The 23841-nt window shown below is 66.7% G+C and carries 28 protein-coding genes and 1 pseudogene; 12 read left to right on the top strand and 17 right to left on the bottom strand.

The annotated features are described in order from the left end of the window. Positions 1–267: 267 nt before the first annotated feature. A complete protein-coding gene (locus JI745_RS17785) occupies positions 268–1752 on the top strand; it encodes an ATP-binding protein (RefSeq protein WP_201809995.1) in 1485 nt (494 codons plus the stop codon). Between the two features lie 8 nt (positions 1753–1760). Beyond that, positions 1761–3128 (top strand): TniQ family protein, encoded by a 1368-nt coding sequence (locus tag JI745_RS17780; RefSeq protein ID WP_201809992.1) that lies wholly within the window; start codon positions 1761–1763, stop codon positions 3126–3128. Here JI745_RS17780 and JI745_RS17775 read toward each other — a convergent pair. Together JI745_RS17775 and rpe are read right to left on the bottom strand one after the other, a co-directional pair. Next, positions 3125–4237, bottom strand: coding sequence for a hypothetical protein (locus JI745_RS17775; RefSeq protein ID WP_236675031.1), 1113 nt, complete (start codon positions 4235–4237; stop codon positions 3125–3127). The genes JI745_RS17780 and JI745_RS17775 overlap by 4 nt on opposite strands. A 1077-nt stretch (positions 4238–5314) precedes the next feature. Continuing rightward, entirely contained in the window at positions 5315–6004 is a 690-nt protein-coding gene (rpe, locus tag JI745_RS17770; RefSeq protein WP_201809984.1) for a ribulose-phosphate 3-epimerase, read from the bottom strand. A gap of 35 nt (positions 6005–6039) precedes the next feature. Between rpe and apaG the strand changes: the two genes are divergently transcribed. Then, positions 6040–6414, top strand: a complete 375-nt coding sequence (gene apaG / locus JI745_RS17765; RefSeq protein WP_201809979.1) for a Co2+/Mg2+ efflux protein ApaG — start codon at positions 6040–6042, stop codon at positions 6412–6414. A gap of 3 nt (positions 6415–6417) precedes the next feature. Then, entirely contained in the window at positions 6418–7215 is a 798-nt protein-coding gene (gene cysE / locus JI745_RS17760; protein ID WP_201809976.1) for a serine O-acetyltransferase, read from the top strand. Positions 7216–7230: 15 nt separating this feature from the next. Here cysE and JI745_RS17755 read toward each other — a convergent pair whose 3' ends face one another. Continuing rightward, the gene (locus tag JI745_RS17755; protein ID WP_201812793.1) at positions 7231–7368 is read right to left on the bottom strand and encodes a hypothetical protein; all 138 of its coding nucleotides are present in this window, start codon (positions 7366–7368) and stop codon (positions 7231–7233) included. 160 nt (positions 7369–7528) lie between these two features. Here JI745_RS17755 and JI745_RS17750 point away from each other — a divergent pair, with 160 nt between their 5' ends. After that, a complete protein-coding gene (locus JI745_RS17750; RefSeq protein WP_310738680.1) occupies positions 7529–8524 on the top strand; it encodes an MltA domain-containing protein in 996 nt (331 codons plus the stop codon). 93 nt (positions 8525–8617) lie between these two features. Here JI745_RS17750 and JI745_RS26805 read toward each other — a convergent pair. The 10 genes and pseudogenes from JI745_RS26805 to JI745_RS17705 all read right to left on the bottom strand — a co-directional run. Beyond that, a pseudogene (locus JI745_RS26805) lies at positions 8618–8809 on the bottom strand (globin domain-containing protein); the annotation flags it as partial. Positions 8810–9053: 244 nt separating this feature from the next. Further along, a complete protein-coding gene (locus JI745_RS26650; RefSeq protein WP_255545720.1) occupies positions 9054–9176 on the bottom strand; it encodes a hypothetical protein in 123 nt (40 codons plus the stop codon). 106 nt (positions 9177–9282) lie between these two features. Next, positions 9283–9492 carry a DUF3606 domain-containing protein gene (locus JI745_RS17740; protein WP_201809970.1) on the bottom strand — a complete coding sequence of 70 codons (210 nt, stop codon included), beginning with the start codon at positions 9490–9492 and terminating at the stop codon, positions 9283–9285. Between the two features lie 130 nt (positions 9493–9622). Beyond that, the gene (locus JI745_RS17735; RefSeq protein ID WP_201809968.1) at positions 9623–10735 is read right to left on the bottom strand and encodes a GGDEF domain-containing protein; all 1113 of its coding nucleotides are present in this window, start codon (positions 10733–10735) and stop codon (positions 9623–9625) included. Positions 10736–10848: 113 nt separating this feature from the next. Beyond that, positions 10849–11262, bottom strand: coding sequence for a YbaN family protein (locus JI745_RS17730; RefSeq protein ID WP_201809965.1), 414 nt, complete (start codon positions 11260–11262; stop codon positions 10849–10851). A gap of 44 nt (positions 11263–11306) precedes the next feature. After that, positions 11307–11774 carry a nuclear transport factor 2 family protein gene (locus JI745_RS17725; protein ID WP_201809963.1) on the bottom strand — a complete coding sequence of 156 codons (468 nt, stop codon included), beginning with the start codon at positions 11772–11774 and terminating at the stop codon, positions 11307–11309. A gap of 1 nt (position 11775) precedes the next feature. Beyond that, the gene (gene cynS / locus JI745_RS17720) at positions 11776–12219 is read right to left on the bottom strand and encodes a cyanase (RefSeq protein ID WP_201809961.1); all 444 of its coding nucleotides are present in this window, start codon (positions 12217–12219) and stop codon (positions 11776–11778) included. A gap of 31 nt (positions 12220–12250) precedes the next feature. After that, positions 12251–13126: an ABC transporter ATP-binding protein gene (locus JI745_RS17715; protein WP_201809959.1), complete on the bottom strand. Its 876-nt coding sequence runs from the start codon at positions 13124–13126 to the stop codon at positions 12251–12253. Continuing rightward, positions 13116–13997, bottom strand: a complete 882-nt coding sequence (gene ntrB / locus JI745_RS17710; RefSeq protein ID WP_201809956.1) for a nitrate ABC transporter permease — start codon at positions 13995–13997, stop codon at positions 13116–13118. Before ntrB ends, JI745_RS17715 begins: the two co-directional genes overlap by 11 nt. Then, positions 13994–15400: a CmpA/NrtA family ABC transporter substrate-binding protein gene (locus JI745_RS17705; RefSeq protein ID WP_201809952.1), complete on the bottom strand. Its 1407-nt coding sequence runs from the start codon at positions 15398–15400 to the stop codon at positions 13994–13996. The genes ntrB and JI745_RS17705 overlap by 4 nt, the downstream gene beginning before the upstream one ends. Positions 15401–15585: 185 nt before the next feature. On the opposite strand from JI745_RS17705, the gene JI745_RS17700 reads away from it, so the two are divergent. After that, a complete protein-coding gene (locus tag JI745_RS17700; RefSeq protein ID WP_201809945.1) occupies positions 15586–16347 on the top strand; it encodes a GDSL-type esterase/lipase family protein in 762 nt (253 codons plus the stop codon). Positions 16348–16362: 15 nt separating this feature from the next. On the opposite strand, the gene JI745_RS17695 is transcribed toward JI745_RS17700, so the two are convergent. Genes JI745_RS17695 through JI745_RS17685 form a run of 3 tightly spaced genes read right to left on the bottom strand, consistent with a single transcriptional unit; the run spans position 16363 to position 18709 of the window. Next, complete coding sequence (locus JI745_RS17695; protein WP_201809943.1) at positions 16363–16962, bottom strand: M15 family metallopeptidase; 600 nt, start codon at positions 16960–16962, stop codon at positions 16363–16365. Positions 16963–16985: 23 nt separating this feature from the next. Next, positions 16986–17795, bottom strand: a complete 810-nt coding sequence (locus tag JI745_RS17690) for a tetratricopeptide repeat protein (protein WP_310738679.1) — start codon at positions 17793–17795, stop codon at positions 16986–16988. Continuing rightward, entirely contained in the window at positions 17792–18709 is a 918-nt protein-coding gene (locus JI745_RS17685) for a Ku protein (RefSeq protein ID WP_201809940.1), read from the bottom strand. The genes JI745_RS17690 and JI745_RS17685 overlap by 4 nt, the downstream gene beginning before the upstream one ends. A gap of 121 nt (positions 18710–18830) precedes the next feature. Here JI745_RS17685 and JI745_RS17680 point away from each other — a divergent pair, with 121 nt between their 5' ends. From JI745_RS17680 to JI745_RS17660, 5 genes are all read left to right on the top strand, one after another. Next, complete coding sequence (locus JI745_RS17680; RefSeq protein WP_201809938.1) at positions 18831–19298, top strand: DM13 domain-containing protein; 468 nt, start codon at positions 18831–18833, stop codon at positions 19296–19298. Between the two features lie 109 nt (positions 19299–19407). Further along, positions 19408–19887 (top strand): Spy/CpxP family protein refolding chaperone, encoded by a 480-nt coding sequence (locus JI745_RS17675; RefSeq protein ID WP_201809936.1) that lies wholly within the window; start codon positions 19408–19410, stop codon positions 19885–19887. Continuing rightward, positions 19871–20389: an isoprenylcysteine carboxylmethyltransferase family protein gene (locus JI745_RS26455; protein WP_201809933.1), complete on the top strand. Its 519-nt coding sequence runs from the start codon at positions 19871–19873 to the stop codon at positions 20387–20389. The genes JI745_RS17675 and JI745_RS26455 overlap by 17 nt, the downstream gene beginning before the upstream one ends. 30 nt (positions 20390–20419) lie before the next feature. Then, entirely contained in the window at positions 20420–21112 is a 693-nt protein-coding gene (locus JI745_RS17665) for a response regulator transcription factor (protein WP_201809931.1), read from the top strand. Beyond that, positions 21109–22410 carry a HAMP domain-containing sensor histidine kinase gene (locus JI745_RS17660; protein WP_201809929.1) on the top strand — a complete coding sequence of 434 codons (1302 nt, stop codon included), beginning with the start codon at positions 21109–21111 and terminating at the stop codon, positions 22408–22410. Before JI745_RS17665 ends, JI745_RS17660 begins: the two co-directional genes overlap by 4 nt. Before the next feature lie 336 nt (positions 22411–22746). On the opposite strand, the gene JI745_RS17655 is transcribed toward JI745_RS17660, so the two are convergent. Then, positions 22747–23070 carry a thioredoxin family protein gene (locus JI745_RS17655; RefSeq protein ID WP_201809927.1) on the bottom strand — a complete coding sequence of 108 codons (324 nt, stop codon included), beginning with the start codon at positions 23068–23070 and terminating at the stop codon, positions 22747–22749. 114 nt (positions 23071–23184) lie between these two features. Between JI745_RS17655 and JI745_RS17650 the strand changes: the two genes are divergently transcribed. Next, entirely contained in the window at positions 23185–23838 is a 654-nt protein-coding gene (locus JI745_RS17650) for a L,D-transpeptidase (protein WP_310738678.1), read from the top strand. The last annotated feature ends 3 nt before the right edge of the window (positions 23839–23841 follow it).

Genomic DNA, 23841 nt, shown 5'->3' with positions numbered 1-23841 from the left:
CTTAATCGACTACCTACAAACGAGCACCACGCGCGAGCTTCTTGGATTGGTGCCTGGGTTATTTCTGCTGCAGCTCGCAGATTCCGGTTGCCTGAACCGACACCGATCAGAGTCAATTTCTCGGTCAGGCTGGCTCACGCCGGCTCAGTTCGATGAGCAGTGCAAAAAGATAATCATCGAATACAACGCGGGGAAAGTGTCATGTGAGTGGCCAAGTGCTGCCGGGCCAGTGAAGGGTCCAGCTGGCGGGGCAGCCAGCGAGCAGTCATGAACGATTGCCTGGAACACCCTGAGACGCTGCTCACCGGGCCCAACCCGTTATTTGGGGTTCTCCGGCCCTTCGTGACACTGGGGGAAGTGCCAGCCCTTCTCAACTACAACCCCCTGTCGACGCTAGATCTAAAGACTATCCCGCTGCAGAAGCGCGAGTCCCTTCTGCCGTTCGCGGAGCAACTTTTCATTCCCAGCGGGCCCAACCTCGAAGTCTTCATGGGCGTGCAGGAGTTGCTGCGCCGATCTTTGAGCCTGATGAACCCGTTGCAACGAGCAGCGCGTCTTCATGCCAATCGCATCGGTGCGGCACGGTCAACTCTTCAGTTGAGGCAGTTGATCTGCTTGGATGGTGCGGGGATGCTGGTGTCGGGCATCACGGGGCGCGGGAAAACACGCCTGATCAAGCGCTGCCTTCAAGTCTTGGTCAAGCATCTGGTGTTGGACCACCCGGCCAGCGAAGAGTACGGCTGGTACGGCATGCGGCAGGTCGCCTACCTCTATGTCGACTTTCCTTCGAATGGAACAAGAGGCGCCCTGTTGCACCGCATCCTGGAAGAACTGGACAGCGTTGCCGGGACCAACTACTCGGGAGAACACAAGAGGACCGTCAACATCGACATCCTGATGGTCGCCGTATGCAAAGCGCTGATCAATCATCGGGTTGCACTGCTGGTCGTCGACGAGAAGCAGTCGATGACATTCAACGACAGCCAGTGGGCCCTGCAATTTGTCCTGTTCTACCTCAGCCTGATGAACCTCGGGGTCTCAGTCGCGTTGTGTGGAAATCCGCTGGCTTTTGATCACATGATGAACCTGAGCCAAGTCATGCGGCGGTTCAGCATTGCTGGTGTACATGAGCTCACGCCCGGCCAACAAACGGACCCCTGGTGGACCAAAGAGTTCGTGCCTCGTGTTGATGAGTTCATGCTGGTGGACGGGTTTGCGGTTGACCTCGCATGGCGCAGCGAAGTTGAAACCAACTTCTCTGCGGGCATCCCAGGCTTCCTCTTGCCACTTCGGTGTGAGGTGATGCGCTCCGCGATACGCAGAGGTGGCAGTCCTTGCTTGATATCGGAGGATGACTATGACGAAGCGCTCAATTCCCCACGCCTGAAAAAGATTGCCAGCATCAGTCAGGCGATACAAGGAATCCCGAATTCGGACCACTATTTCGATCTGCCGTCGACAGAATGCCTGCGCAATCCGAGTCTTCGCGCCAAGCACGATGTCGCTCAGCTCGACGCCGCAAGCGGCTCAGCCGTCCTGGAACTGCTCAGGAAGCTGCAGCAGCGGGTGTCTGCCGAACTCACTCGCACGCGCAACAAGCTGAAGGAAATTCAAGGACTCTCCAAAGAAGACGCTGAAGCGCTGGGCCTCACGCTTCATCACGTCAATGAGCTTCAGGACAGCATCGCGAAGATCGAGCAGCACAAGAAGGACCTCGCGCAACGCGGTCGCAACGCAAAGGCCGCAACGTAAGGCACCAGATGGCCACCAGCCCATCCATCGCGGCTTCATGCATCCTTCCTGGCGAGACGGTATACAGCTGGTGCGCGGCTGTTTTTCGCTCGTCTGTGTCGCAGCACTCCATGCGGACGGCCGAAGAGCTGCTGGGGAGAGCGCATGCGGCAAGGCAGCCGGACTTTCCTCCAGCGCTGGCCCGGCTGCCGTTTGTCAACAAGAGCGACCTGGCGACGGTCATCAACGCAATCCGCCAACACACGGTGGGGGGCTACTACTGGCCCTTCCACTCTCTCGAGGCCCAGCGGCGACTGGCGGAGCTAGCCGCGCGTGACAGCGACCGATGGCGGCTCGCCCTGTGCCTCAAACCTAGAAACAGCGTTCTTCCTCATCCCCTGAAGCTGTGCATGGACTGCGTCGCGCGGGACCAAGCAAGCGAGGGTCGTGCCTTCTGGCACGTTGAACACCAATGTCCGACCACGTTTATCTGCTCGCTCCACGGCGTCGCCCTTCGCATGCTTCCGCGCAGAACGAAGACGTGGCAGCTGCCAGCGGAGGTGGGCGCTGAAGCAACGGCAAGCGTTGTCGTGAACACCGTCGCAGTCAGGCTGGCGGCCATTGGACGCGGCATCTTGTCCTCACCCAGCATCGACATCGCAGCGCTACGGCGCGAGTCCCTCTCCAGGTTGCGCGAGCAGGGCACCATTCACACCACCTCGCGCACGCGTCACGATGCATTGATGGCCTGGTTCGCCGGCTCTCCGGTGGCCGAGCTCTGCAGGTCCGTAGGCCGGGGACTGGAGGCGCTAGCCGATGGCAAATGGCTGCCGTCGCTACTTTGGCGCAGACAGACCAACTACCCGGCTTGCTGGGCTCTGCTTTGGGCGGCAATGGAGTGGCGGTCGACGGAGGACTGTGTTGCTGCCTTCTGCGACGCTGCGAACGGGCGACTCGTCCTCGCGGGTCAACTGGAAATGTTCGATGGGCCGCGCCAGGTGAGCGAGGCGCCAGCCAGCGTCCATCATGCAATGGATGAGTGCAACACCTACGGAGAAGCCATTGCTCAGCTTGCGCTTCCTCGCTCAGCGCTCTTCAGGTGGCTCGACAATGTGCCTGAACTGCGCTCTAGACGACAAGAACGGGCGACAAACGATCGCCTCGAGCATTGCGTAGCGCAACTCTCCGCGGTAGTCGCAGCGAGCCCCAATATTCGGCGCCATCAGATTGAGCTCGCATGCAACTCAGATCTTCGGTGGATGAGAAAGCACGTGCCCCAATTGCTGGAGCAGATGCTCAGATCCGTACCGGGAAGAGCCGCAGCGCAACGGTCAATCTTCGCCCTGCAGGACGTCGTCGCCGGCGACGACGACGGTTCGACCCGAGACATGGCCTAGTGTGACGTCGACTTGTGCTCATTGAGCCACACCGTGTCGTGCGCCTTTAGCCAATCAGTCGCGAACTTCAACTGAGGACTGTCGGAACCGAATTCAATCAGTGGGCATTCATCGGTCTGCCCCATGAAGATCGAGCGAAACGACGCCCTGATTTCTGAGCGGCGTAGCACGACGGGCCTCAGCCTGGGGAAGCGAGTGTCAAACCAGGCTGCATCGTGGTTGCGAAGCCAACTCACAAGCGATGCAGCACGAGTACTCAACTCTTTTCGGGTCGAGCAGCGGAACACTGCAGCGATCGCCACCAGACGCTTGCGCGCGAACGCAATGTTGTCAGGGCTGACTTCAGCATTCTTCCAATGGCCGGCGGCATGGCGAACCCGGGGCGGAAGTAACTGATCCAGCAACGCCCGGTCGTGCTTCTTCAACCACTCTATCGCCGCCGGCATCATGTCCCACATCTGTCCGCGAGAAGCAGTGGGATGTTCAGCGACTTGCTCTTTAAGTCGGCGCACATACACCTCACGGCGCTGCTCATCGTCGACGTACCGGACACAGTTTGGATAACGAATGCGTCTTGGGCGAGCCTTTGCCACGCCATTTTTTCGAAGCTCAAGCAGCGTCTTGCGCATGTGCACCGACGGCAGGCCAGACTCAGCGCGAACAGCCTCTACCGGAAGTCCTTGCCGTAATAGATCGATGGTGTGCATGGACGTACCACGGTCTTCCGCGATCCGCCGAAGATGTTCTGGGGCATCGTCGAACCCCACCTTCGGCGCGAGAGGTTCAACGGCGGGAAAAAGCAAAAATTGCGACAACAACGGCGTCCCGCAAAGGTTTGCCGTCACAGCACACCGGATGTGCATTGGTGTCAGCTTCGTGTGCAGCGCATCGCTAATGTCTTCAATCTTCTCGACATTCCATCTCTCGATGAGCCACCGCATCGCGCCATCGACTGCTTGCTCAACGCCACCCGCTTGCTCCCACGCTGCTTGTAGCTTCGCTTCCCAGGCAAGCGGACGAAAGATTTGACATTGCTCCACGCAGCATCGATGAACGTCCCGCAGCAATTGGACGCAGGGCTCGCTGATGGCGTCGGAGAACCTGCTCACTTGGCGAGAACCGCATAACCTGCAAGGTTCTCCCGGCAAGTAAAACCTTCGACTGTCCCCCAGCGCATAGCCACACGATGCACAAGCGTACGCCAGTGGCTCGAAGTGGATAAGGCAGTGAGTCATGAACGGGAATTGGTGCCACCAATACCAGCATGCAAAACCCCGTTCATCCTCGTCAGCGACGGCACAGATGGGACACCAAGCCAAGCCGCGGCGATAGCGTTTGGAATGCTCGCTGAACCCTCGCGACTTCGTTCGGGCCGTTGTGTCATGGACGTCGAACTCGCCCTTGCTGAGTTGGCCTAACCAAGACTCACGATCGCGGTTGCTGAGGCCCAGTGAGTAGTAGCCAAAGGGCGAATGTCGAACGAGTACCTCCTCCGCGCTCAATGCGCCCCGAAAGTACCGCTCGCTGACAAAAGCCGCCCCGTTCGCGTAGCTGTTTAGCGTTCCAGTAGGTCGCCCATAAAAAACATTCGCAGTGGGGAGTGGACTTGCGCAGTTCCCTCGGGCGGCCAGTATGGACGCTGTATAGAGATTCGCCCCCACGGGTAGGCAGGGTGTATGAGCCCAGTATGGGTCGACCGAGGGTGTCTTGAGCACTTTGGAGCATGGATTGCTTCAAAGTCACATTAGGTGCAAGCCACGGCGAATTCAAATCGCCTCGTTCTACGCTCTAAGCGAGTCGCACAGCACTGCTTGGTCTAGTTATAACGGCCGAGCTTGGGGCAGGCAACCCAACCTCACTGCGCAGCGCTCTGAGACAAATGCCCAGGGAGGCCCCTAATCGGCTCAACAGCGCATTTTTTCGGTTTTGGTCACCAATGCCTCAGCCTAAAAAGCGGCGCTACCGATCTTGGGATCTCTATTGACGTACCTGCAGGCCGCGCGCGCACGTCGAGGCACACGACCGACAACTATCATGCCCCTTTGGGGAGCGTGTGTTACGTCGCTGTCGTGGGAGCACGGCTGGACACTCTATTGGTCTACACCACTCCCCTCGCACGGCGAGTACGCCGTGCGATTCCCCGAGGGGATCGGGCCTTGCTTGCGGCGGCCCGGCGCGGCGGCCCGTCATGCCGCGGAGAGCTGCGTGCGCATCGCGTCGATCACGCCTTTGTAGTCTGTCTTGCCGAAGATCGCGCTGCCCGCAACGAAGGTGTCGGCACCCGCATCGGCCACCTGGCGGATGTTGTCGACCTTGATGCCGCCATCGACTTCCAGCCGGATGTCGCGGCCGCTCTTCTCGATGAGCTTGCGCGCCTGCTCGATCTTCTTGAGCGCACTCGGGATGAAGCTCTGCCCGCCGAAGCCGGGGTTCACGCTCATGATGAGGATGAGGTCGACCTTGTCGATCACCCACTCCAGCACGTCGAGCGGCTGGGCCGGGTTGAAGACCAGCCCCGCCTGCTTGCCTTCGGCCTTGATCAGCTGCAACGTGCGGTCCACGTGCGTGCTGGCGTCGGGGTGAAAGCTCACGAGATCGGCGCCAGCCTTGCAGACAGCCTGCGCGAGCGCGTCGACCGGCTGCACCATCAGGTGCACGTCGATCGGCACCGGGGTTCCATCGGCACGCGCGGAGTGCTTGCGCAGTGCCTCGCAGATCATCGGCCCGAAGGTCAGGTTGGGCACGTAGTGGTTGTCCATCACATCGAAGTGGATCCAATCCGCACCCGCTGCGATGACGTTGCGCACTTCCTCACCCAGGCGGGCGAAGTCGGCGGAGAGGATGCTGGGGGCGATGCGGTAGGAGGGCGTGCTCATGCGAAGGATTCTAGGAGCCTCCCTAGAATCGAACGATGGCCAAGCCCGAATTCACCTGCAGCGTCAGCGTGCGCCCCCTGCCCGAACAGGCAGACCCCGAGCAAGGCGTGCATGCCTATGCGTACACCATCCAGATCGTCAACACCGGCGACATCACCGCGCAGCTCGTGGCACGCCACTGGGTGATCACCGATGCGCGCGGCCACGTCGAGGAAGTGCGCGGCCTAGCGGTCGTCGGCCAGCAGCCGCTTTTGAAGCCCGGCGAGCGCTTCGAGTACACCAGCTGGACGCGCATCCACACGCCGCAGGGCAGCATGCGCGGCACCTTCTTCTGCATGACCGAGGACGCGCGGCCCTTTGACGCAGTGGTGCCCGAGTTCTCGCTGTCCGTCCCGTCCGCCCTGCACTGAGACATGGGCGCGCCGGCCGACACCCTCTGGCACGCGCTGCGCGACGATGCATCGCAGCTCGCCACCGCCGAGCCGGTGCTCGCGGCCGTGCTGCGCACTTTCATCCTCGACCATCCCTCGCTCGACGCCGCGCTGGCGGAGCTGCTGGCCCGCAAGCTGGCCTCGGCCGAGCTCCCGGCGGACACGCTGCGCAGCGTCGCGCAGGAGGCGCTGCGGGCCGAGCCACAGATCGGGCAACTGACGCGCGCCGACCTGGCGGCCATCGCTGCCCGCGACCCCGCGGCCGGCTCGAGCGTCAACCCCTTCCTCAACCACAAGGGCTTCCATGCGCTGCAGGCGCACCGCATCGCGCACTGGTACTGGGGGCGCCAACGCAAGGCGCTCGCGCAGTGCCTGCAGGGGCGCGCCTCCGAAGTGTTCGCGGTCGACATCCACCCCGCAGCCGCGGTCGGCGGCGGCGTCTTCATCGACCACGGCACCGGCGTCGTGATCGGCGAGACCGCGGTCGTCGGCGACAACGTCTCCATCCTTCAAGGCGTGACGCTCGGCGGCACCGGCAAGGAGACGGGCGACCGCCACCCCAAGATCGGCCGCGGCGTGCTGCTGAGCGCCGGTGCCAAGGTGCTGGGCAACATCCGCATTGGCGACGGCGCCAAGGTCGGCGCCGGCAGTGTGGTGCTCGACGACGTGCCGCCGCACAAGACGGTGGTCGGCGTGCCGGCGCGCGTGGTGGGCACGCCGCGCGTCGATCAGCCCGCGCTCGACATGGACCAGCACATCGATCTCGACGAGGGTGGTTGAACCCTCGCGGCGCGGCTAGCTCTCAGCGTCGTCGCCGCCGTCACCCCGGTCGGACGGGCGCTCGCCGCCCTTGCGGCCCGAGAACATGGTCCACCACACGATCAACACCAGAACCACCAGCGCCGCCAGCGCTTCGAGCAACAACAAACCCATGATGACGATCCCGTTCGGTTTCCGGTCCCTGCGGCCTTTTGCGGCGGCGGCGATTCTAGGAGTGCTCGTCGCCTGCACGAGCCGGCCGACCCCGCCTCCGGCATCGGAGCCCCCACCTCCCACCGTTGACAAGCCCGCACCCTCCACCCCGCCCGTGGTGATGCAGCGGGCCCGCTCGCGCTGGGTCAAGGCCGACTGGTCGGAGCTGCCCGGCTGGGAGGGCGATGCGCAGCTGGAGTGGTGGCCGGCGCTGCAACGCGGCTGCGACAAGCCGCCGCTCGAATGGGCCCGCATCTGCGTCGATGCGCGAGGCGTCATGCCCACGTCCGACGCTTCGGCGCGAGCCTGGATTCGCCAGCGCATGCAGCCCTGGCGCGTCGAGTCGACCGATGGCGCTGCCGACGGGATGATCACCGGCTACTTCGAGCCGCTGGTCGAGGCGCGTCGCACCGCAGGGGGCGCGTTCCGCATTCCGCTGCACGGCGCACCGGCCGACCTCGCCAGCCGCAAACCCTACTGGACGCGCCAGCAGATCGCCACCCTGCCGGCGGCGCAGAAAGCCCTGCAGGGCACCGCCATCGCCTACGTTGCCGACCCGCTCGATGCACTCGTGCTGCAGATCCAGGGCTCAGGTCGGCTGCAGCTGACCGAAGCCAACGGCCAACGCAAGCTGGTGCGCATGGCCTACGCCGGCCACAACGACCACCCGTATCGTTCCGTCGGCAAGTGGCTGATCGACCAGGGCGCCCTGCGCAGCGGCGAAGCCTCGTGGCCGGCGATCAAGGCCTGGGCACGTGCCAACCCGAAGCGGGTGGACGAGATGCTGTGGAGCAATCCGCGCTATGTCTTCTTCCGTGAAGAAGCCCTGCCGGACCCGGCGCTCGGCCCCAAGGGCGCGCAGAACCTGCCGCTGACCCCTGGCCGCTCGATCGCCGTCGACGCCGACAGCGTGCCCTACGGCACCCCCGTCTGGCTCGACACCACCGAGCCGCTGGGCAGCACGCCGCTGCGCCGCCTCGTCATGGCGCAGGACACCGGCAGCGCGATCGTGGGCGCCGTGCGGGCCGACTACTTCTGGGGCTGGGGCGACACGGCCGAGCAGCAGGCAGGCCGCATGAAGCAGCCGCTGCGCATGTGGGTGCTGCAACCGAAATAAGCGCGTTTCAAGCGGGACGCGCGCCGCCTCTTTCATCGTGTGCGCCATCACGCCGTACACGTCGATCCAGGCCTCGCGCACCTCGGGCGTGAACGCCACGCCGATGCCCTGCTGCAGCGTCGACAGGAGCGCCGTGCCCACGGTGTCGTAGTGCTCGTCGCGCACGCCGTAGTCGGCATGGCGCCGGCCCAGCGTCTGCAAGGCCGGCAGCAGCAGCTGCGGCTGCCCGAGCAGGCCCACCGCCACGCCGATCATCTTCATCAGCTTCTCGCCCTGCACCACCATGTCGCCGCTCGTGAAGAGCGGCTTGAGCGACGGGTCGAGCTGGAACAGGTTGGCGTAGAAGAGTTCGGCCGCCCTCGGTGCGATGGGCTCGACCAGGTCCCAGCTTTCCTTGACCAGTTGGGTGGTGTACTCGTCCATGACCATCCTCCAAACAGTGCGTGGCGACACGTGCCGGCATCTTCAATGCAAGCCGCTTGCCGCCCCGGGCCGGTGCGCCCGTGGAGGAGGACGAGGGATGAGTCGCTCAGATCAGCGTGCGGGCCAGGGTCGCCACGAGGATGGCGCCGGCCGCAAACATCACCAGCACCCAGTTCGGCAGGAAGCCATGGGGAGCGTGCTGGTGGCGATGACGTGGTTTGTCAGACATGTGAGTTCCCGCAGCAAAACCGACGTACCTGGTCGGTTAGCGAGCGCTTCAAACGCTCTGAAGCGCTCGTGCGGCCTGAAAAGCGAGCTTCGTGCCAGCGGTCGCTTCAGTGGCGGGCGCGGCCGGCCGGGCGGCCGTAGAGCTCGATGTAGTGCGCGACGGCATCACCGTTGTTGCCCACCAGGCGCACGGCGTGGTGGATCTGCTGGTCGGGCACGTCGAGCAGCCAGGACCAGCGGGCGACCTCGAGCGGGTCGGTCAGGTCGACATGGGGTTGCGTCGGGCCTTCGAGAGACGGGCTGTGATCGGCTTGCATGGCAGGGTGGAGATGGCGTTCAGGGATGCTTGATGTATCGGCCGCTGGGCCGCGTTTCTTGAGACTGCTCGACCGAAGATGTGGGCATGTGCTCGCGCGCAGCGAGCAGATTTCCCGCCTGGGCCGCGCTTCAGGCCACCACGGTGCGGTTGCGGCCCGCGGTCTTGGCGCGGTACATGGCGCGGTCGGCACGCTCGATGATGGCGTCGGTGCGGTCGTCGACCGTGCAGACGCCGATGCCTGCGGAAAAGGTCACGGTCAGCTTCGGCGCGATGTGCTCGAAGCTGCGCGCTGCCAGTTGCCCGCGCATGCGCTCCACGCAGATCAGGGCGTCTTCGGCCGTGGTGTTGGGCAGCATCAGCAAGAACTCCTCGCCGCCCCAGCGTGCCAGCGCATCGCCGGCGCGCAGGCCATGGGTGATGACGTCGGCGAAGATCTGCAGCACCTGGTCGCCGGCCTGGTGGCCGCAACCGTCGTTGATGCGCTTGAAGTGGTCGATGTCCATCAGCACCATGCTGATCGGCAGCCGGTTGCGCTGCTGGCGCCCGCGCTCGGCCACGAGCAGGGTGGTCATGTGGCGGCGGTTCGAGAGCCCGGTGAGCTCGTCCTGCGTCGCCAGCAATCGGTTTTGCTGCAGTGCGTTTTCAAGTTGCACCTTCTGGTGGCGCAGCTTGTTGCGGATGGCGGAAAGCGTGCCGGTGAGCCAGCCGATGATGGGCAGCATCAACACGACCAGCAGGAAGTTGAGCAGCTCCACGCGGGGCGGAAAGCGCAGCGGGTCGAAGAACGCGCCGGCCGCCATCGTGATGCCGAGCCCCGAGACGCCCAGCGTCGCCATCCGGCGCGCCTGGACGGGCGTGAGCGCGAAGATGCCGAACACCTGGCCGATCATCACCGTCATCAAGATCGCACCGCGGAACGGCCCGGCCACCACGTAGCACGCGCAGGCCGCAAGGACGCAGAAGAAGCCCTGCACCTGCGTCAATGCCGGGTCCGACGGGAAGCGAAGGTTGGCACCGCTGCGGATCAGCCCGTAGAAGAGCGCCGACACCGTGAGCACCACCACCGCGAGCACGGCCACCGGCAGCGGCTCGACCAGGCCCATCAACACGCCCAGGCCCATGATCACGCACAGCGCGGCGTAGATGCCGCCAGCGATCAGCGCCTGCTTGACCCGCACGCGCTGGTTCCGGTCGGTGCCCAGCAGGGCGTCGACCCAGGAGGTGAAGACGGCTCGATTCATGTCGGGATCGTTATCGGCAGCACCGGGAGATTGTTCAACGGTACGCCTGTCGCTCTCCGTGTGAAAGCACACGTTGTGGGAAGGGTCCCCCCTGAACCGGGGTCGCGCTTTTGTTACTCGTCGCCAGGCGGCGCGGCCGGGGTCGTGGGCAGGCTCCAGAGCCACAGCGCCACGCAGGTGCAGACGATGGCGGGCGCCCACCGCCACGGGGAGTGCACGACGAACCAGGCGCCGATCGCGCTGGCCGCCATCATCGCGGTGGCAAGCTGCTTCGCGCGCAAGGGCACGGCGCGGTTGCGCCGCCAGGCCGCGACCATCGGCCCGAAGCGGGGGTGGGTCACGATCCAGGCTTCCAGGCGCTCGCTGCCCCGCGAGAAGCAGAAGGCCGCGAGCAGCACGAAGGGCGTGGTCGGCAGCAGCGGCAAAAAGATGCCGACGATGCCGACCAGCAGGCTCACCAGCCCGGCCAGCAACCACAGCAGGCGCTGACTTCTTGTTCTCAGGTCGTGCAGGTGCAGGCGCGGCATGGCCCCGCATCGTAGGCCAGCGCCATGAAACCTGCTCTGGCCCGCTAGAGGCCCAACTCGCTCAGGCTGGCGTGGTCGTCCGGCCGGCGCCCGAGCGGCCAGTGGAAGAGGCGTTGCTCCGCCCGGATCGGCAGGTCGTTGATGCTGGCGTAGCGCCAGGCCATCAACCCTTGCGGGGTGAACTCCCAGTTCTCGTTGCCGTAACTGCGGAACCATTGCCCCGAGTCGTCGTGCCATTCGTAGGCAAAGCGCACCGCGATGCGCGCGCCGTCGAAGGCCCACAGCTCCTTGATCAGCCGGTAGTCGAGCTCACGCGCCCACTTGCGCTGCAGGAAGGCGCGCACCTCGTCGCGGCCCACCGGGAACTCGGCCCGGTTGCGCCAGCGGGTGTCGGGTGTGTAGACCCCGACCACACGGTCGGGATCGCGCGAGTTCCAGGCGTCTTCGGCGAGCCGGACCTTCTGCCGGGCGGACTCCGCCGTGAACGGCGGAAGGGGCGGCCGGGTCTCCATGTCAGTAGGTCTTGTAGGGCAGGAACTTGCCCGACATGTTGATGCTGACGCGGTCGCCCTTGGGGTCGGCTTCGCGGGTCAGGTCCATCTTGAAGTCGATTGCGCTCATGATGCCGTCGCCGAACTCTTCATGGATGAGTTCCTTGAAGGTCGTGCCGTACACGCTCACCAGTTCATAGAAACGGTAGATCAGCGGATCGGTCGGCACGCTGGTGGGCAGCGAGCCCTTGTAGGGCACGACCTGCAGCCACTTCTGCTCGGCGTCGGTGAGGCTGAAGATCTCGCCGATGATGCCGGCCTGCTTGGCATCCAGCGTCATCTGGCCGAGGCAGGCGGCGGTGACCCACTCCTTGCTCAGGCCCACCTTCGCGGCCACGTCGGACCACTTGAGGCCCTTGGCGACCTTGGTGGCGACGATTTTTTCGGTGACGTCGAGACGGCTCATTCTGTGCTCCTTCGTTGAGAGAAAAAGAAAATCACGCGACACGCTGCAAGGGCAGGCGCGTCGGCGGTTCGGGGGTGGGCTCCTGCAGGCCCGGGCTCACCTCGGGTGGCTGCATCGGCGCCTTGCCGTGCGACAGCTCCTTCGAGCGCGCGACGAGAAAGTCGACCAGGTGGTTGCGGATGCGGTAGTACTGCGGATCGTGGTGCAGCGTGGCGCGCGCGCGGTCGCGCGGCATCGTGTTCTTCACGATCTCCGCCACGCGCGCCTGCGGGCCGTTGCTCATCAGCAGGATGCGGTCGGCGAGCAGGATGGCTTCGTCGACGTCGTGCGTGATCATGAAGACGGTCTGGTGCGTCTCGGCGCAGATGCGCAGCAACTCGTCCTGGATGGTGCCGCGCGTCAGCGCATCGAGTGCACCGAAGGGCTCGTCGAGCAGCAGCATGCGCGGCTGGATCGCAAACGCGCGCGCGATGCCCACGCGCTGCTTCATGCCGCCCGACAGCGCCGAGGGCTTCTTGTCGATGGCGGCCGAGAGGCCCACCATCGCCACGTATTTCTCCACATGCTCGTTCACCTGCGCCCGTGTCCACAGCGGCCACTTGCTGCGCACGGCGAAGGCGATGTTGGCGCGCACGGTCAGCCAAGGCATCAGCGCATGGCCCTGGAACACCACCCCGCGCTCCAGGCTCGGGCCCGCGACCTCGCGGTTGTCCATGAAGACGTGGCCTTCGCTTGCGTGCTCCAAGCCGGCCAGCACGTTGAGGATGGTCGTCTTGCCGCAGCCGCTGTGGCCGATGATGCAGACGAACTCGCCCTGGCGGATGTCGAAGTTGACGCTGTCGAAGACGGTGCTGTCGCCGTAGCGCTTGGCCAGGCCTTCGACCTTGAGAAACGCCTCAGTCGACATACGTCACCGCCTTCTGGAGCCGCGCAAACATCAGGTCGAGCAACATGCCGACGATGCCGATCATCAGGATCGCGAAGATCACATTCGGCAGCGAGAGGTTGTTCCACTCGTTCCACACGAAGTAGCCGATGCCCGTGCCGCCCACCAGCATCTCGGCCGCCACGATCACGAGCCACGCAATGCCCATGCTGATGCGCATGCCGGTCAGGATGGTCGGCGCGGCCGCCGGCAGGATCACCTCGAAGGCACGGCGCAGCGGGGTCACCTCCAGCGTGCGCGCCACGTTGAGCCATTCGCGCCGCACGCTCGCCACGCCGAAGGCGGTGTTGATCAGCATTGGCCACACCGAGCAGATAAAGATCACGAAGATCCCGCTGATCGATGAGTCCTTGATCGTGTAGAGCGCAAGCGGCATCCACGCCAGTGGCGAGATGGGCTTGAGCACCTGGATGAACGGGTCGAGCGCGCGATACACCAGCGGGCTCATGCCGATGACGAAGCCGAGCGGGATCGCGACCAGCGCCGCCAGCAGGTAGCCGAGCCCCACGCGCGCCAGCGAGTAGCCGAGCTGCACCGCGATGCCCTTGTCGTTGGGCCCGTTGTCATAGAAGGGCTGCGACAGGTGCTTGGCGATGGTCTGGCCCATCTGCGCGAGCGTCGGGAAGCCCGACTTCTCGGCGGGCGCGCCACCGGCCGCCGGGTCCTTGCCCATCAGCTTGGCGTACTCGATCTGCTCCGGCGTCAGCGCCGGCGCGGCGGCGGCGACCGGCGTGCTGCTGAGCGTGGCCACGTGCCAGACCGCCAGCACCAGCAGCAGGATCAACGCCGAGAGCAGCCCGGCCCGAAGGCTGAGGGAGCGCGAGGCGTTCATGCGGTCGGGCTGCGCTTGATGGCGAAGCCGTTCACGTAGGCCTCGGCCTTCTCGGGGTCGAACACCTTCCCCATCACGGTGATCTTCGGGTAGGCCCCGTCAGGCACCTTCATGTCGAGCGCCTTCATCTGCTTCTTCGCATCGGTGAGCAGGAAGACCTTCTCGGCGATCTGCTTGTAGTTCACCTCGCCCTTCACGTAGCCCCAGCGCTTCATCTGCGTGAGCATCCACACCGCCATGCTCTGCCACGGGATGGGGTCGAAGTCGGCACGGTCGGGCACGGTCTTCACGTTGCCCAGGCCGTCGGCGAACTTGCCGGTGAGCACCTGGGTGAGCACCGTCTCAGGCTGGTTCAGGTAGGCCTGCGGTGCGATCACCTTGGCGATCAGCTCGCGGTTGCGTGCCTCGCGCGCCATCGCGGCCGAGGTCAGCACCGCGCGGTACAGCGCCGCGAAGGTGTTGGGGTTCTTCTGGATGAACTCGGTGCTGGTGCCGAAGGCGCAGCAGGGGTGGCCGTTCCACAACTCCTTGGTGAGCAAGTGGATGAAGCCCACCTCCTCGAACACCGCCCGCTGGTTGAAGGGGTCGGGGCCGAGGTAACCGTCGATGTTGCCGGCGCGCAGGTTGGCCACCATCTCGGGCGGCGGCACCACGCGGATCTGGATGTCGCGGTCGGGGTCCAGCCCCGCTTCGGCCACGTAGTAGCGCAGCAGGAAGTTGTGCATCGAGTACTCGAAGGGCACGGCGAACTTGAAGCCCTTCCAGTCCTTCGGATCGCGCTTGTCCTTGTGCTTGACGTGCAGGGTGATCGCCTGGCCGTTGGTGTTCTGGATCGTCGCCACGTTCATCGGCGTAGCAGTGGCGCCCAGGCCCAGCGAGATCGCGAGCGGCATCGGCGACAGGAAGTGCGTCGCGTCGTACTCCTTGTTGAGCATCTTGTCGCGGATGAGCGCCCAGCCGGCGGTCTTGACCACCTGCACGTCGAGCCCCTGCTTCGAATAGAAGCCCAGCGGGTGCGCCATGATCAGCGGCGTGGCGCAGGTGATGGGGATGAAGCCGATCTTCAGCTCGCGTTTCTCGAGTGCGCCTTTCTCCTGCGCCATGGCCTGCAGCGAGGCGATCGGCAACACGCTGCCGATCGCCGCCATCGCCGTGCCCTTGCCCACCGCGCGCAGGAAGCGCCGGCGCAGCGCGTCCTGCGGGAACAGCGCCTTGACCAGCGAGGCCTCGATGAAGTCATTGGAGTAGGCCTCGAACTCGGCCGTCTCGCTGCGCCGCTTCAGCTCGGTGAGCGCGGCTTCGGCGCTCAGGTGCTCCTCGGCCGAGGCGTGCTGGCCGCAGGCGCAGCGCATCTGCAGCGGGCGATCGGGGTTGTACGGGTCGAAGCGGTTGTCGTGGCGCATGGCAGCCCTCGATGAACGATGGCGTCATGCTAGGAACCGGCCCCTGTCCGAGAAATCGCGACAACCGGCTTTGTGGTGTAGGGCTGGCACTACAAGCCGGGCGCCCGCTGTAGGAGCGCGACTACTGCAGCTCGCTCCCCCCGCCTGTGCACAAGCGCTGCCCGGGCGGCCATGATGTCGCCGCCATGCACACACCCCACCCCCACCGCCTCAACCTGAAGCTGCTCGGCTGGGGCGCGGCCGCAGCGGCGCTGCTGCTGTCGGCCGGCTGCACCGTGACGCGCCTGCACGAAACGGTTCAGCTGGCGCGCCAGAGCGAGCCGCTCCAGCGGCAGCTCGAGCAGCCACGCGCCCGCCTGCTCATCGTGGGCGACAGCACCGCGGTCGGCACCGGCGCAAGCGCCCCCGAGCGCAGCCTCGCGGGGCTGCTGGCCCAGGCCTACCCCAGCCTCCTGATCGAGAACCGCGGGCGCGACGGCGCCACCTTCGCCGAAGTGGCGCACCAGCTGGAAGGCGCCGGCCGCTTCGACGCCGTGCTGGTGCTGGCCGGCGGCAACGACGTCATCCGCCTGCGCGATTTCGACACCCTGCCCGACCACCTGGCCCGCATCTCCACGCTCGCCCGTGCACGCGCCGACACGGTGGTGCTGATGCCGGCCGGCAACGTGGGCAACGCGCCCTTCTTCTTTCCCCCGGTGTCGTGGTGGATGAGCTCGCGCGCTCGCCAGATGCACACCCTCGTCCGCGAAGCCGCCACCCGGCAGGGCGTGGCCTATGTGAACCTTTTCAAGGACAAGGCCAACGACCCGTTCGCGCAGCAGAAGGCGCTCAACGCACGCGACGGGCTGCACCCGAGCGACGCGGGCTACCAGCTGTGGCTCAGGGAGCTGCTGTCGCAGTCGCCGCTCGCCCAGGCGCTGGAGCCGGCCCGCGCGCCGGCGTCGTGACCGCCCGCGTGGGCGTCAGTCCACCCGCACGAAGGTCTGCCGCACGTGGCTGCGGTCGAGCATGTCGAAGTGCCACCACTCGTTGTCGACGCCGTTGAAGCCGCCCACCGTCATCACGCGGCGCAGCAGCTCACGGTTGGCCACCTGCGTGGGCGTGAGCGCACCGCTCGCCAGGTGCTCGGCCTCGAGCTTGGGGTGCGAGAGTTCGTCCATCTCGTCGAAGCCGCTGCCCATGTCGAGCTCGTCGCCGTCGGCATTCACGATGGTCACGTCGAGCGCCATGCCGAAGGAGTGGATCGAGCCGCGTGCCGGGTCGGCCACGTACTGGCGCAGGCCGGTGCCGTCGAGGAACTCCCACAGCTCGATTTGCACGCGGTGCGGGCGCAGGGCGTCGAGCACCAGCAGGCGGTGCCCCGGCGCGAGGGCCGTCAGTTCGGCGGCCGCCCGGGCCAGGCCCTCGGCGGCGAGGCGGTGCAGCCAGGCGCAATCGAGCTCGCCGTAGAGGTCGCGGCCGACGAAGTTGCGCGGGCCCACGTAGCGCAGGTCCACCCGCACGCCGTCGATGGACGACAGGCGGCGGAAATCGGGGTGGGTGGCGATCTCTTCGCAGCGCATCGTGAACGAGGATATCGCGCTCCTCAACGGGACAAGCGCCTGTACTCGTGCAAATGTCGCAAGGCCCGGTGCGGCCGGCCGGCCCGCTCGTGCAGGCGCGCGAGGTTGAAGTGCGCGTCGGCGAGGTCGTGCCGCAAGGCCAGCGCGCGCTCGTAGGCGCCGATGGCCTCGTCAAAGCGCTGCTGGTCTTCGAGGGCGATGCCGCGGTTGAAATGCAGGTCTGCATCGTCGGGCAGGTGGACGATCGCTTCATCGAGCGTCTGCACTGCATCGTCGCAATGGCCCTGCTCGCACAGGAGGGCGCTGAGGTTGACCCACGCGGCGGCATGCGAGGGGTCGGCGGCAAGCACTGCGCGGTAGGCCTGGATGGCGGCTGCCGGGTCGGTGGCCTCGAGTTCGACGGCTTCGGCAAACCAGTCGACCTCTGTGGCGCCCAGAGGCTGGACCACCGGCGCCGCGGCGGTGTCGAAATCCATCAGCAGCTGGCCGCTCTCGGCCTCCCACTGCAGCGGGCCGTCGCGCACCACCACCTGGCGGTCGATGGCGGTCAGGCGCACGCCGCTCAGCGGCAGCGGCCCGAGCCCACCCTTCACGCGCGCGAGCGCCCGCAGCAGCTTGCGCGACGGCACCTGCGCCGTGCGCAGGCGGTGGGCGGTGCGCAGCAGCACCACGTCCTGGAAGGTGAAGCGCCAGGCGTGTCGCGGCCCGCGCGTGGGTGTGACGACGCCGGCATCGATCAGCCCCGTGACCACGTGGAGGGGCAGGCCCAGCAGGGCCTGGACCTTGCGCAGGCTCAGCGTGGCCTGCCGGTCGTCGGCGCTGGCGTCGATCACTTCCTCGCGCGGGCGCGGGCCGGGGCGGCTGCGGGCGCGGGGCTGGCGGCGGCGCGCCGGGGCGGCTTGCGCTCTTTCAGCGTGGTGTCGGCCGCGGGTGCTGCCTTGGCCGCGCTCGGCTTCGCTCCGCCTTTCTTGGCGAGGCTCGCGCGCAGCGCATCCATGATGTCGATCACCTGGCCGCCGCCGGTGCCCGGCGCTTCATCCGGCCGGTGCGCCGCGACGATCTTCTTGCCCGCGATCTTCTTGTCGATGGCGGCGAGGATGCGGTCCTTCTCCTCGTCCTTGAACTGCGCAGGGTCGTAGTTGTCGACCGAGATCTGCTCGATGAGCTGGGTGGCGAGCTGCACCTCGGCGTCGGACACGTTCACCGTCTCGATGTCGAGGTCGCGCATCGAGCGCACCTCGTCGGCGTAAAGCAGCTGCTGCAGCACCAGCCCCTCTTCGGCGGGGCGCACCTGCACCACGTACTGCTTGCCCTTCCACGCCATGCGGGCGAGCGCCACGCGCCTGGTCTTGCGCATGGCCTGCATCAGGAGCGAATACGGCTTGGCGCCGCGCTTGTCGGGGCCGAGGTAATAGGCGCGGTCGTAGTAGATCGGGTCGATGGCCTTGTCGGGCACGAAGGCCACGATGTCCACCACGTGGCTCGCCTCGGCCTCCAGCGCCTTCAGTTCCTCGGGCTCGAAGATCACGAAATGGTCTTTCTCGAACTCGTAGCCCTTCACCATTTCGGCGCGCTCGACCACCTGGCCGCTCTTCACCGAGATGTACTGCTGCTTCACCCGCGAGCCGTCTTTCGTCAGCAGGTTGAAGCCGACGCTGGCCGAGCTCTCGGTGGCCGAGAAAAGCTTCACCGGGATCGAGACGAGCCCGAAGCCGAGGGTGAGCGATGCAAGGGAGCGTGCAGCCATGGTGGAGCGCAGGCTACGCCGGCGCCCGGGCCCGCGCCGTCGGGCGCCGGATCGACTGGCTGTAGGACGACGCCGATGGCGGCGATGTAAGGTCACGCACCACTGCGACGACCTTGCCGCCATGAAGAAAGCCCTCCTCCTGATCGCAACGCACCTGGCGATGCTCGCCGCAGGCTTTGCCGCCGGCATCTACTGGCTGCCCATCCTCACCGCCGCGCCGCCGGCGCCTGCGGCCGCCGCCATGCCGGCGGGTGAAGCGCTTTTCCAGGGCCAGTTCCGGCGCGACCTGAAGGACAGCGATTTCCTCCACTGGGGCGAAGGCCGGGTGACGCTGGCCGCCAGCCGCATCGCCTTCGACGGCAAGCTCGCCCCGGGGCCCGACTACAAGCTGTACCTGTCGCCGCAGTTCGTGGAGACCGAGGCCGAGTTCAAGCGGCTCAAGCCCTCGATGCTGCGGGTGGGCGACGTGCGCAACTTCGAGCGCTTCGAGCTGCCATTGCCGCCCGGCACCGACCTGCAGCGCTACAACACCGTCGTCATCTGGTGCGAGACCTTCAGCCAGTTCATCACTGCGGCCACGTATCGCTGACGGCGCATGCTGAAAAGAAACGAAACACAACGATGCGGGCGCGAAAGGACACGCCCGAGCCGAGTGCCGACCATGAGCTCATGTTCAACACGTCTGGAAAGGACACGACATGACATCCTGGCTGAAACGCACCTTCATCGGCATCTTCGGCGTGTCGCTCCTGGCTGGCGGCCTTGCGGCGTGCTCGCATCAGCGCCACCACGGCTACTTCGGAGACCGGATCACCGAGAGTGAGCGGGCCGAGAAACGCGCCCGCATGGTCGAGAAGGCAAGCCGCAAGCTCGACCTCGATGCCGCGCAGAAGGCCAAGCTCACCGTGCTGGCCGACACCCTCGAAGCCCAGCGCAAGACCATGAAGGCGAGCGGCGGCGAGCCGCACGCCGAACTGAAGGCCGTGCTGGCCGGTGCGCAGTTCGACCGCGCCAAGGCGCAGTCGCTGGTCGACGCCAAGACGAGCGCGATGCGCAACGCCTCGCCGGCCGTCATCGGCGCCGCGGCCGACTTCTACGACAGCCTGAGACCCGAGCAGCAGCAGAAGGTGCGCGAGGCGCTCGACCGCTGGGGGCATCACCGTGGCTGGCGCGGCTGAGCCCGGCGTGCCGGCGGGCGGGCTGAGCGCCCCCGCCTGGGTAGAGCGGCGGCAGGCGCAGCTGTCGCGCTGGAGCGTCGCCCGACTGGCGATCGGCATCGCGGCCGCGGCGTCGGGCCTGCACCTGCTGCTCTGGGGCACCGGCGCCCCGCTCGGCAGCGCACCGGTGCCGGGCGCGGTGCTCGCCGCGGCGGGGCTCGCGTGGGCCCTGTGGGCATGGGCGAGCTTTCGCCAGGCCGGCATGCCGCTCGAAGCCGACACCCCGATGCAGCTGATCGACGAAGGCCCCTACCGCTACAGCCGCCACCCCATGTACCTCGGCATCACCGCGGCCCTCGTCGGCACCGCCATGGCGCTGGGCGTGCCCTTGCTGTTGCTGGGCGCACTGCTCTTCATGGCGGTCGTGCACACCGTGCACATCCCGCGCGAGGAGGCGCAGCTGGCACGCCGCTTCGGTGGCTGGTGGCGCGACTACGCGGGCGACGTGCGCCGCTGGCTCTGAGCAGGGAGGTTTGTGTCAGCATCGCGCCCCATGCACCGCATCCTGTTGATCGATGACGACGAGGACCTGGCCGCCCCGCTCGCGGCCTACCTCAAGCGCTTCGACCTCGCGCTCGACCACGCGGCGCGCCCCACGCTCGGCCTCGCGCGCCTGGCGGAGACGGGCTACGACGCGGTGATCCTCGACGTGATGCTGCCCGAGATGGACGGCTTCGAGGTCTGCCGCCGCATCCGCCACGGCAGCGACATCCCGGTGCTGATGCTCACCGCGCGCGGCGACGTGACCGATCGCGTGGTCGGCCTCGAGCTCGGCGCCGACGACTACCTGCCCAAGCCCTTCGAGCCGCGCGAGCTGGCGGCGCGGCTGCAGACCATCCTGCGCCGCTCGCGCCATGGCGGCGGCAACGGAGACGCCGCCAAGGCGCAGAAGCTCGACTTCGAAGGCCTCACGATCGACCTGCAGCGCCGCGAGGTGGAGCGCCAGGGTGAGCTGCTGGAGCTCACGGGCACAGAGTTCGAGCTGCTGGTGCTGCTGGCGCGCGAGCCGGGCCGCGTGTTCACCCGCGACGAGATCCTCAACAAGCTGCGCGGCCGCGAGGCCGATCTCTTCACCCGCGCGGTCGACATCCTCATCAGCCGCCTGCGCAAGAAGCTCGAGCCGCTGCCGCTCATCAAGACGCTGCGCAACGCGGGCTACACCTTCGCCGGGGTGCCACGCCGATGAGGTGGCGCCGCCACGTGCAGGCGCACAAGCGCTGGCACCAGCGCTTCCGCCATTCGCTGAAGTGGCGGCTGGTGGCGCTCTTCCTCGTGCTCGCGGCGTGCTCGGTCATGGTGTTCATGGGCGGCACGCGCATGGCACTCTCGGGCGGCTTCGAATACTTCGTCAAGCCGCTGCTGGCGGACTACGTCGACCGGCTTGCCGCCGACATCGGCTCGCCCCCCGACCCGCAGCGCGCGCAGGCGCTGGTGGCGCGGCTGCCCATCTCGGTGCGCATCGAGGGGCCCGAGATCCGCTGGGACTCCCACCCCGAGAAGGCCAAGGAGTGGAAGCACAAGTTCAAGGACAAGGAAGACGAGTGGGGCCCGCGCCTCTTCACCCGCAGCACGGCCGACGGCCACCGCATCAGCTTCGGCATGGCCACCAACGTCTGGCACGAGCGGCACCCGGTGCGCGCGCTGGTGCCGCTCTTTGGCCTGCTGCTGCTCACGCTCGCCGCCTACGCCACGGTGCGCCGGCTCTTCCGCCCGCTCGACGACATCCGCCAGGGCACGCAGCGTTATGGCGAAGGCGACTTCAGCAACCCGATCCCCATCCGCCGGCGCGACGAGCTGGGCGACCTCGCCCAGCAGGTCAACGACATGGCCACCGGCCTGCAGGGCATGCTGCACAGCCAGCGCGCGCTGCTGCTGGCCATCAGCCACGAACTGCGCTCGCCGCTCACGCGTGCGCGGCTCAACGCCGAGCTGTCGGGCGACACCCCCGAGCGCGCCGCGCTGCTGCGCGACCTCACGCTGATGGGCACGCTGATCACCGACCTGCTGGAAGGTGAGCGCCTGGCCGCCGGCCCCTCGGCCCTGAAGCGCGAAGCCACCGACCTCAACACGCTGGTGCAGGAGATCGCCGCGGGCTTCGAGGGCCAGCCGCTGCAGCTTTCACTGGCCGATGAGCTGCCGCCGCTCGCGCTCGACCGCCCGCGCGCCACGATGCTCGTGCGCAACCTGATCGACAACGCACTGCGACATGGTGCGGCGGAGGGCCAGCCGGTGCTTGTCAGCACCCATGCCGATGGGGCCCAGGTGGTGCTCACCGTGCGCGACCATGGGCCCGGCGTGCCCGAGGACCAGCTGGCGCGCCTCACCGAGCCGTTCTACCGCCCCGATGTGGCCCGCACGCGCGCCAGCGGCGGCGTGGGCCTGGGCCTGTACCTGTGTCGGCTCGTCGCACAGTCGCACGGCGGCTCGCTGACGCTGCGCAATGCACGGCCAGGCCTCGAAGCGGTGGTGCGCTGGCCCGTTTGAAGCTTGAGCCGAATCAATAGCCTTGCAAAAGCCCTGCTATTCGTCACATCGCCGAAACATGAATCGCCTACACTGAAGCTCTTCTCTGTTGCGAAACCGACCGCACGATTGGGCGGAACCCCGGGAACCCGTCACCCCGCACAGAGCGAAACCGTCATGGCCGCAGCCACTCCGAGTGGTGAGCCCCCATGCCCGGAAGACGAGCCCGCCACCAGGAATGGTCGCGGGCTTTTTCTTTTGTGCCTGTCAGCGGAACACACCCACCGCTTCGGCTAGGCGTCCGGCCTGCCCCTTGGGGCTCTCGGAGACTGCCGCGCGCTGCTCCGATCCTGCACGTCAGTGTTGTTCGAGCGCGCCCAGTGCCTGCTGAATGGCAGTCGTGTCATTCGGCCGCACCAATCGAGACACCTCCTGACCATCGCGCAGGAACACCAGCGTGGGCCAGAGCTTCACCTTGAACGACCGGCCGAGCGGGCGGCCCGGGCCGTCTTCCACCTTGAGGTGCTTCACCTGCGGATGCTTTGCCAGTGCGGCCTCGACCGCCGGCTCCGCTGCACGGCAGAAGCCGCACCAGTTGGTGCCGAAATCGACCACGGCCAGGCCCCGCCATGCATCGATCTCGGAACGATCGGGTTGGGCTTCCTGGTAGGGCTGGGTCATGGGCCGTTCTCCTGAAAGGCAACAAGTCTAGGGGCGCGTAAGAAGGTGTGATGCCGCCTTCGAATGCGGCATTTTTCATACCCGTAGAACGCGGCAAATTCCTACAGTCGCGCGGTGCAGTCCTCGACCCGCTTTCTCCGCCAGGCCCTGGCCACCGTCACCCTCGCGTGGGCCGCGGCGGGCGCCGTGGCTGCGCTGCCGGCCGCAGCCGACCCCCTGACCGCCGACGCCCGCGACGTGCGCCAGTGGGCGCTCGACAGCGGCGACACCCGCCAGCAGCCGTTTGCGGTGGTCGACAAGAAGGCGGCCCGCCTCTTCGTCTTTGCCGCCGACGGCCAGCTGCTCGGCGCGACGCCGGTGCTGCTGGGCCAGGCCCCGGGCGATCATTCGGTGCCCGGCGTGGCCGATGGCGACGTGAACCGCATTCCGCTTGCCGACCGCACCACGCCGGCAGGCCGCTTCGACTCCCGGCCGGGCCGCAACCTGACCGGCGAGGCCATCGTGTGGTTCGACTACCAGGCGGCGCTCGCCATCCACCGCGTGCGCCCCGGTGCCTCGCAGGGCGAGCGCATGGCACGGCTCGCGAATGGCGGGGCCGAGGACAAACGCGCGTCGCTCGGCTGCGTGGTGGTGCCGCCGGCGTTCTACGACGCGGTGGTCGCCCCCTCTCTGGGCCGCACGCGCGGCGTGGTCTACGTGCTTCCCGAGCGGCAGTCGGTGCAGGCCTTCTTCGGCTTGCCGGTGACCACGGTGGCCGGCGGGCACTGAGCC

The organism is Piscinibacter sp. HJYY11, from assembly GCF_016735515.1.
Classification (GTDB): Bacteria; Pseudomonadota; Gammaproteobacteria; order Burkholderiales; family Burkholderiaceae_C; genus Rhizobacter.
Note: the sequence above shows the minus strand (reverse complement) of the source record. Positions and strands in the feature narration are given on the sequence as shown.